This window comes from Burkholderia sp. Ac-20384 (genome assembly GCF_017104605.1).
GTDB lineage: Bacteria > Pseudomonadota > Gammaproteobacteria > Burkholderiales > Burkholderiaceae > Burkholderia > Burkholderia lata.
In genome coordinates this window covers 1-5,531 of sequence record NZ_JAAGPE010000448.1, presented here as the reverse complement: position 1 = coordinate 5,531, position 5,531 = coordinate 1, and the positions used below count along the sequence as shown (strand labels likewise).

The window sequence follows — 5,531 nt, the reverse complement described above, 5'->3', positions numbered from 1 at the left end:
CGCAGCGTATCAGGCTGCAACAAGCCCGGATATAAAGCTGCAACCCATCCTGTCGTAGTCAGAGCACACGAAAACCCTTCGCAAACGGGAGGCGTTCATATAAAGGGCTATGTTACCCTTCATTTCGAGACATCCTGCGTGGCAACCGATGATCACGCTCGTCTGGCTGCTGACGTGCAGGCCAACGGCGGCCGATCGATTTACGAGAGGCGTTTTCCGCGCCCAACCAATGCGTCGATCGTCGAGGTGACATGAGAGACCCGGCGGCCGGCCGGCGCGCCACGATCCGATCTCTGACTGACGCGTTCAACGAACCCGGATGTCGCTGCGGCGAGGCGTTTGCAACCGTCCGATGAATCACGTACAGTGCCCGTGGACTTCTCGTCCACGGTCCCCGACCGGAGTTGCTGTCGCTCACTCGGATCGCTACGTCGCCGCGAATTTGGTGGTCCATGTTTGTGAACCTCCTCAAGACAGTTCGCCCTGTTCTGAAATATCCGGCACCCTTGAAAAACCAAGGCCTGATCACTATTTAGTTGGACAGCTTGGCAATATTTTGCTAGGCTTCGTTCCCTGAGTCGGGAGTGCTGACCCGTTTATGCAGCGCGTTGGACGCTTGTTCCACCCGGCTTACCAATTCCCAGCGGGCCGCACCCAGTGCGGCCCGTTTTCATTTTGTCGCGAGGCAGGTCGCATGTATCTGTCGTATCTGGACGAATCCGGGTCCCCCGGCGATCCGAATACCCCTTTCTTCGTGCTCGGCGGTGTCGCGGTCTTCGAACGGCAGACGCACTGGCTTGAGCGCGAACTGGACGCAATCGCGGATCGTTATCAGCAACAAATCGGCCAATATCTCGAGTTGCACGCAGGGCCGATGCGAAGCGGCAAGGAAGGGTGGGAGAAATTCACACCAGCAGAGCGGGCGCAGGCGTCAGCCGACGTCATCCGGCTCCTGGACGTCAAGCGGCCGAAAGTGTTTGCAGCCGTTGTTGAGCAGAATCAGTTCCTGCGCACTGCGGATGTCTTGCCATACTGCTACGAAGTGCTCGCAACCAAGTTTGACGACTTTCTCGCGTATCGCTACCAACGCTACAACGACCCGCAGCGCGGGATCTTTGTGCTGGATCGCAAGCGCACGCAGGAAGAGAAGGACATGCAGGTGCTGCACCAGACCTTCAAGACTGTCGGGCACGCGAACGGCCGCTTGCGAAATTTCGCTGAGGTGCCGATGTTCGCTGACTCGAAGTCGACGCGTCTGATCCAGCTGGCCGATAGCATCGTCTACTGGATCTACCGACGGTTCCACGCGCACGACGACTGGGGCTGGCGCGAAATCCATCGCCATTTTGCCGTGCTCGGAAACGGTCGTACCGGATTGCACGAAGTGCTGGCGCCCACCACACCCGCTGCGCTCCAGGCGATCCAGTCATCTATCTGGCCGTTTCCAGCCCCTTTGGCTGCGCAACCAGCCGTTGCTGCAGCTGTGCAGGGAGCGCAGCCCGCACCGCGCCTGGCGCCTGGCGCCGTCATTATCATTTGAAGAAATGCCCGGCTCCGGCCGGGTTTTCTTTTGGTACTTTCAGTGCCGCTGAGGTGTATTCGCGATAAGCGAATCAATGTGCAAAATCCCTACTAGTGCGCTTTGACCCTGGGCGGGGTACAAACTAGGTGCAAACCCTAGGCTTAACGAATTTCTTGCGAATCAGCGTCGAAAATGCGCGGCCGTTGGTTATACGGAATGCAGGCCGATCCGCGACCTGCCCCGAAACCGGCCGGCGGGCAACCCGGACGGACGATGTGTAGCGAGGTGTCCCATGCCAGACGATTGGCGGGGCCGGGTGGTATCCGTCCTGATGCTTCTGCTGTTGCTCACGCAACTGCGCGGGTGGCCCCCTGTGAGCCGCGCGACGTAACGGCTGCAGGGACCGCCCCTGTGGCCGACCAGCCCTGATTCCGATACGGTCACGCTAAAGGCTTCCAATCCGGCCCGCCCCGCATGGAGCGGGCCATCTATTCGGTCATCCGGACCGCTGACCGTGCCAAGGAGTTAGACGATGCCGACAACCAGCGCCGCATGGGGCACGGTACGCGCCAGCCTCGCTCAGCTGAGCTTCTCCGACATCAGGACCGTCGTCGGTATCGCCGGTCTGGATCCCACCCGGCTGGCCGCCCTTCAACAGAAACCCGGGAATGGCATCACCAAGGACCATTTGCTGTCCGCCGTCGACAGTCTCCTCGGCGAAGAGGCGCCAGCCGACGCAAAGCGGGTTGTGGTCATCGTGGCCGAAGAGATCCTGAAGCGCCGGCCGAATCTGCGCGACGAGTTGGAGGAACGGCTCGCCCGCCACGGCTGGGGGTTGCTCGACGCTCACCTGATTCCCGTCGAGCTGTTCGATCCGATCGAGATGGCCAGTCTGCCGGACGCGTCGCGCGCCGGGCTGGCGAAGGCCGCGCAGCGCTTCCGCGATGGTGACTTGGGCGGAGCCATTGCGGCGGCCTGCGGCGCGGTGGACACAGCCGTAGAGGCGGTCTACGACGAGTACGGATTGGGAGAACCGGCCAAATCCTTCCAGGAAGGCTGCAACCGCGCGCTCGCTGCCGTGGTCGAGCTTGAGGCGCCGCTTTGCGAACTCGGGTGGGATGCCGAGGCCGCTGCGAGACTGGCGCAGAATTTCAAAGGAGCCCTGAATCAGGGGGCCTACGTGATGCAGACACTTCGCGCGAAGATGGGTGACGTGCACGGCAGCAAGCCGATCCTGAAGCCGTTGGTGTTCGACGTACTGAAGTGGGCAGAACTGTTTGTCCGCACGTTGACTGTTCGCACGGAACAGCGATGACGGCCGCGGCGTGAGTACGATTTCAACCTGCAGGAGAACCATAGACGTGCATCAGCTACGGGACGATTGTGCTGGCCGTGGCCGCCTTCGGGACAGGCATGGCGGGCGCGCGGTACTGGTTCCGGTCTGCACGGGACGAGTTCCGTCGTCCGCCCGCAGTGCCGTTCGGGCCAACCGACTAGAACGATCCGATGGCGCGCGAACCCGTCGTGTCGGAGCTTAAGCCCGGCTGGTACGCGTACCGACAGGAGAAGGCGACCGAGGCGGTTTCGCATGCGGCTGAGACGAACTGGAACGCGATTGTCGACGCGAATCGCGAGATGGGGCGGCTGAATCAGATCGCTGCGCGCTGGACTGCGGCGGCAGTACTGCTCGGCACGGCCAGTACGGTATGGTCGGCGCTCGGCGGGCCTTGACCTGAAAAAATGTCGTGCTATGATGACAAGGACGACATTTCTTCGTCCTTGGAGGAGCGCCCGATGTCCAATCTCTTTCCGTCCAATGCGTCTGATCGGCCGACGGCCGAAATGCTGCGCAAATTGCGGGAGCGCAGCAACCGCACGCAGATTCAGATGGCTACGTTGCTGAGCCTGACCGAGCGCCAGTATCAACGTTTCGAAGCCGGCGATAGCGAAATGCCGCTGATCACGTGGGAACTGCTGCTGCGCGTATGGGGCGCACGGCATCCGATCGATTTCATGCAGGTCGTGGGTGACGCGACCCGCGGCTGGGACACGCAGCGTGACGTCCGGCGTGACACGATTGAGGCGGGTGACGTCGTCGAGCTGCAGCCAATGGTTGGGCCGTTGCTTCGCGCAACCGTGACCCCAGACCTTGGGCGAGAGCGCCTCCTTGCGCCCGACACCTACGGTGCGCAAGTCACCGAATTCGTCGACGGCGACGTTGGCGACCACTATCAGGGCTTCCGGATCGGCGAGCGCGTGACATTCGCGTTCGCGAACGTTATCCATGTCGAGCAGCGCGTGCCCTACGATCTCGTCAACTATGGACTGCAGGTACGCCTCACTGCTGCGTTGCGAATCGGACTTCGCGCGGCCGGCGAAATGCAGTTCCCTAGCCTGGCGACGCCTCCGGATCCCGTCGTGGGCTATATCCTGCGGTCCGAGAAATGGCCGGAAATCAAGCAGAAGCTCGACGCCGCGAAGATCCCGCACGTGTGGCGTCGAATGTCGCCAGACTACCCTGACGATGTGCGCGAGCACGGCGCGGACTGGCCCACGCCGTAATGAGCCTGCACACCAATCCGAATGCGAAGACCAGATGACCCGCTCGAATTCGGTCATTTGCCTCATCGGCACGCTGATTTACCTGCCCGGTCGGTGCAGCGCTTGCGAACTAAACGGAGTCCCGTGATGCGCAAGGAATACGTACACCAGATCGACGTGCTCGCAACGATGGTCTCTGCAACGCCTGTGACGCCGAAGCATGCCGAGCTACTGGCCTCGTTCGCGACTTGCACCGACTATCTCGGCGCACGCTAGGCCGTGACGCACGGCGAGTTCTCGGAACGACCGGCGCGTGTGAGCGATGTCGAGGGAGGTGAGATCGCGGCCGACTACGACACATGGATCGACGCGCAGCTCGATGCGCTAGTTTATGCAAAGTGCCCACTGGCGAAGTGATGACGATGAACAATACGATCAAGGCGCTGGCAGCCCAGCACAAAGAAATCCAGGCGAAGAAGGCCGCGCTCTACGAAAAGGCCAAGCGGTTGGGGGACGACCTGAACGCCGCATTTGGCAAAGACGAGATCTACGCAAGCGGCGACGACACGATGCTGGAGTACGACGCCCCCGACGAAGGCGTCTACGGGCGTCTTTGCTATGACGGCGAGGAGATTCGGGTGCTTTTCCGACATACCGATGACGATCTGCAGGACTATGCGATGGGCACGACAGAAGACCAGCGCAGCTATCGATCGAAGACGCTGGCCAACTGTTCGCAGACGTGGATCGACCGACTGTTGGCACCCGAGCAGCTGCAATCGCTGTTAGCCAATCTTGGCGCCGAGTTGAACAAGCGGCAGGGGCAGGTTGATCAGTCCCATGCAGAACTCGACGGCATTCTAGCCGCCGATTCGGGAGAGATTGAGGCGCAGATGACTACGAGCTTGTCGGAGCTTAACAACGAAGCAGTCACGAAAAACTGGCAAGCGGCGCTCGACGCCACGCACCAGGACACGGCTGACGCGCTCACTCGTGCCACCACCATGCTGGAGTCTGTTTGTACGGCGATCCTGATCGAGCGCGGCGTCTCTCTGCCCAAGGACAAGTCGCTGTCGCCGCTCCTGAAGGCGTGCGTCAATTCTCTGAACCTTCCGAAGCTGCCGGAGTTACAACCCGATCTGAAGCAGTTGTTGGGGGGCGTGACCTCCATATGCGGAGGGGCGGCCGCGCTGCGCACGCACTTCGGTACCGCGCACGGCGCGTCGACAAATTTCGCGCCCCTCGATGCAGCGTTCGGGATTCTGGCGAAGAACACCTGTGCGGCAGCTGCGATTTTCCTGATTGACCGTCATAAGCACGGTGACGATCCGCAGCGACAGGCGTAGAGCAAAATAAATCTGTCACTCCAGAATCCCCGCCGATCTAGGCATCCGGACCCTGAATTGACGACTTTATTGACGGTCTTACCAAAATAAAGTCGTCAATTCGCATATGTCCGGATTAAATT

7 protein-coding genes are annotated in these 5,531 nt (G+C 60.9%); all 7 read left to right on the top strand.

What is annotated here, in order from left to right; genetic code table 11:
• Nucleotides 1–255: hypothetical protein (locus tag G3O00_RS39445; RefSeq protein WP_206146235.1), on the top strand; the 255-nt coding region annotated here is incomplete at its 5' end.
• A gap of 439 nt (nucleotides 256–694) precedes the next feature.
• Nucleotides 695–1,540 (top strand): DUF3800 domain-containing protein, encoded by an 846-nt coding sequence (locus G3O00_RS39440; RefSeq protein WP_206146234.1) that lies wholly within the window; start codon nucleotides 695–697, stop codon nucleotides 1,538–1,540.
• A 514-nt stretch (nucleotides 1,541–2,054) separates the two neighbouring features.
• Nucleotides 2,055–2,837, top strand: a complete 783-nt coding sequence (locus G3O00_RS39435) for a hypothetical protein (protein ID WP_206146233.1) — start codon at nucleotides 2,055–2,057, stop codon at nucleotides 2,835–2,837.
• Between the two features lie 191 nt (nucleotides 2,838–3,028).
• The gene (locus tag G3O00_RS39430; protein WP_206146232.1) at nucleotides 3,029–3,253 is read left to right on the top strand and encodes a hypothetical protein; all 225 of its coding nucleotides are present in this window, start codon (nucleotides 3,029–3,031) and stop codon (nucleotides 3,251–3,253) included.
• Nucleotides 3,254–3,316: 63 nt separating this feature from the next.
• Complete coding sequence (locus G3O00_RS39425) at nucleotides 3,317–4,084, top strand: helix-turn-helix transcriptional regulator (protein WP_206146231.1); 768 nt, start codon at nucleotides 3,317–3,319, stop codon at nucleotides 4,082–4,084.
• 126 nt (nucleotides 4,085–4,210) lie between these two features.
• The gene (locus tag G3O00_RS44030) at nucleotides 4,211–4,339 is read left to right on the top strand and encodes a hypothetical protein (protein ID WP_277399376.1); all 129 of its coding nucleotides are present in this window, start codon (nucleotides 4,211–4,213) and stop codon (nucleotides 4,337–4,339) included.
• Between the two features lie 146 nt (nucleotides 4,340–4,485).
• Complete coding sequence (locus tag G3O00_RS39420) at nucleotides 4,486–5,409, top strand: abortive infection family protein (RefSeq protein WP_206146230.1); 924 nt, start codon at nucleotides 4,486–4,488, stop codon at nucleotides 5,407–5,409.
• Nucleotides 5,410–5,531: the final 122 nt, after the last annotated feature.

Excerpts from the sequence above, each read along its gene's own strand:
- G3O00_RS44030 (WP_277399376.1), top strand. The coding sequence starts at position 4,211 with ATGCGCAAGGAATACGTACACCAGATCGACGTGCTCGCAACGATGGTC.
- G3O00_RS39425 (WP_206146231.1), top strand. The coding sequence starts at position 3,317 with ATGTCCAATCTCTTTCCGTCCAATGCGTCTGATCGGCCGACGGCCGAA.
- G3O00_RS39440 (WP_206146234.1), top strand. The coding sequence starts at position 695 with ATGTATCTGTCGTATCTGGACGAATCCGGGTCCCCCGGCGATCCGAAT.
- G3O00_RS39420 (WP_206146230.1), top strand. The coding sequence starts at position 4,486 with ATGAACAATACGATCAAGGCGCTGGCAGCCCAGCACAAAGAAATCCAG.
- G3O00_RS39435 (WP_206146233.1), top strand. The coding sequence starts at position 2,055 with ATGCCGACAACCAGCGCCGCATGGGGCACGGTACGCGCCAGCCTCGCT.
- G3O00_RS39430 (WP_206146232.1), top strand. The coding sequence starts at position 3,029 with ATGGCGCGCGAACCCGTCGTGTCGGAGCTTAAGCCCGGCTGGTACGCG.